Below are 2,683 nucleotides of genomic sequence, written 5' to 3' on the forward strand. Positions count from 1 at the left end.
ATTTTTGTGTAAAGGCTTAGAAACGGAATTTTTTCAGTGAGTTTTGCAGGTCGGCGGCCAGTTTGGAGAGAGCATGACTGGCATCGGCGATTTCGGAGGCGGAGGCGGACTGTTCTTCGGTAGCGGCGGAAACGGTTTGCATTTCGTTGGCCACGCGGTCGCCTTGTTCGTTGATGCTGGCTACCTGGTCGGCAATATGGTTAGAATCATCACTAGCCTGGCGGACGGAAGCGGTCATGTTATTTGCTTCGTCATTGACTTCCGTAACCAACTGATGGATGTTTTCGAATACTTCCCGCAGGTTGTCCACGGATTTTGCTCCTTCGCTGACCACGTCGCGGCCCTGCTGCATGGAGATTACGGCACTGTCGGTATCTTTTTGAATACGGGATATCAGCTGGGTAATTTTTTCGGCGGCTTCGCCGGACTGTTCGGCTAGTTTGCGTACCTCCTCGGAGACAACGGCAAAACCACGGCCATGTTCCCCGGCACGGGCGGCTTCAATAGCGGCATTGAGGGCAAGCAGATTGGTCTGTTCGGCAATGCCGGAAATGGTTTCCACAATGGCCCCGATTTCCTGTGAGCGCTCTCCTAGTTGGTCAACGATAGCGGCAGATTGCTGCACGTTGTCGGCGGCACCCTGTATTTGTCGGATGGTTTTCTGTACGGCCTGGGCTCCGTTTTCTGCGTATTGGGAGGCAGAGGTTGCCCGGCTGGAAACTTTGCTTGCCTGCTGATTGAGATTTTCCATAGAGGAGGAAATCTGCTGTACGGCAGTGGTGGTGGAGTCTACGGCATGCTGCTGGGTCACAACAGCTCCAGCCGCATCGGTAACCGATTGCGCCACCTGCGTGGAGGCCTGGGCTGATTGCTGGGAGCTGGAGGACAGTTCTTCGGCAGCGGTGGCAATCTGTTCGGAGGAGTTGTTGCTCTGGCGCATCAGCTGATTGAGGTTGTCACGCATATCGCTCATGACTTTGGCCATCTGTCCGAACTCGTCTTCCTGCGTGATAGCCAGTTCCTGCTGCCGGAAATCCCCGTCCTTCATCTTATGGCAGGCACCCATCATGATATTCAGGGGGCCAACAATGCCACGGGTAATCCAAAATGCACCGGCCAGGAGGAGGACGAGGGCAAGGATGATAAAGGTGAGCAATAATACCGCAGTATGGGAGGCGGCTTCATCATTGGTATGATAGATGGCGTCGGCGTTTTCCTGTACTTCCTGCTGTCTTGTTTCGAGGACTTTGCGCAGGTCAGAGGTGACTTTGCCGCCTTGACTGCTGTATAGAGCTGCTGCCTCGTCATGATTGCCGGAGGCGCTGATATCAATGATTTGCTTCATGACGCCGGTGAATGTCTGCCAGCTTTTCTTGACTTCAGCACTCTTAGCCGTGTTGTTGGGGTCATTCATGGCAGCTTTTTCGTAAGCCCCCCAGTTATCGTCGAATTTCTTGATGATTTCGTCATAGTCGTTTTTCAATTCCTGAAAACGATCCGGCGTTTTGGCATCCAAGGCTAGTACAGCCCGTGACTGCATATCACGCATCATGTACTTGGCCTCACCAATATGGTAGATTTGCTGCATGTTTTCCTGATACATGGTGCCCAGCTGGTCTTTGGAGCTGCCAATGGCTGAGTAGCCCCGGTAGCCCACCGCCACCAGTGCCAGGGCAGCGATGACAACGAGTATCAGAATTTTGTAAGAAACTTTGATGTTGTTTATAAAGTTCATAATAAAACCCCCTTTATTTTTATTAAGGGAAGTTTCGCTGTCAGCGTAAGTTTTTCCTGCATATAAAAATACAAAATAATGCCAAAGTAACGGAAAAGATTTTCTTGGCTACTGCTTGAAGGTGGAGGAAGGAATATGGGCTTTGGGCGGCGAAAAATATATAGGTTAGAAAGAAATAATACGCATAAGTGGATGTGAGGCGCTGTTTATGATGCAAAAGATGAAGATTGTTTTTTCCGATATTGATTGATGGTACGGTGCTGACCAGTCAGCATGAAGTGACCGATCAGACCAAGGCGGCTGTAAAAAAGCTGGTGGCCAAGGACATTCCCTTTGTACTGGTGTCGGCGCGGATGCCGGAGGCCATTTATCCCATCACCGATGATATGGGGATAAAGATGCCCATTATCTGCTATAGCGGTGCCTATGTGCTCGATAGAGAGGGAAAGGAGCTTGCAGGCACGTATATGGAGGCAGAGCCTGTGCGGCAGCTGCTGACGGAAATCGGGGAAAAGTTTCCCGCAGTTACCGTGAATTTTTACAGCGGCCATCATTGGTATTTGAGAGATAAGCAGGACGCGCGTGTGAAGCGTGAGGAAGACATCACCTCGGCAGAGTCTGAGCAGGCTGATTTTGGCCAGCTTTTGGCAGAGGGCACTTTGCCCCATAAGATTCTCCTTATGGCTGAGCCTGCGGACTGTGCGGCGGCGGAAACGTATTTCCAGCAGCATTATCCCCAGTTCCAGGTGGCCCGCTCCTCGGATATCCTGCTCGAAATCATGGACGGCAAGGTGTCCAAGGCGGCAGGCATCGAGGTCATGTTAAAGGCCTATGGCTTTGACAAGTCAGAAGCTCTGTCTTTTGGTGACAACTACAATGATTTGGCCATGCTGAAGTACACGGGGATGGGGCTGTTGCACGTAATGTGACGTGCAGCAGTCCTTTTTT

2 protein-coding genes are annotated in these 2,683 nt (G+C 51.3%); one reads left to right on the forward strand and one right to left on the reverse strand.

Translation table 11 applies throughout. The annotated features are described in order from the left end of the window. Window positions 1–16: 16 nt before the first annotated feature. Window positions 17–1,735 carry a methyl-accepting chemotaxis protein gene (locus FZ040_RS13765; RefSeq protein WP_149172532.1) on the reverse strand — a complete coding sequence of 573 codons (1,719 nt, stop codon included), beginning with the start codon at window positions 1,733–1,735 and terminating at the stop codon, window positions 17–19. 227 nt (window positions 1,736–1,962) lie between these two features. Here FZ040_RS13765 and FZ040_RS13770 point away from each other — a divergent pair, with 227 nt between their 5' ends. Next, window positions 1,963–2,664 (forward strand): Cof-type HAD-IIB family hydrolase, encoded by a 702-nt coding sequence (locus FZ040_RS13770; protein WP_149172533.1) that lies wholly within the window; start codon window positions 1,963–1,965, stop codon window positions 2,662–2,664. The last annotated feature ends 19 nt before the right edge of the window (window positions 2,665–2,683 follow it).

Origin of the sequence: Pseudoselenomonas ruminis, assembly GCF_008271295.1 — a bacterium.
GTDB classification, from domain to species: Bacteria; Bacillota; Negativicutes; order Selenomonadales; family Selenomonadaceae; genus Selenomonas_A; species Selenomonas_A ruminis.

What these genes read in the sequence shown, in the direction of transcription:
- FZ040_RS13765 (WP_149172532.1), bottom strand. Translation starts at nt 1,735, where the DNA reads ATGAACTTTATAAACAACATCAAAGTTTCTTACAAAATTCTGATACTC.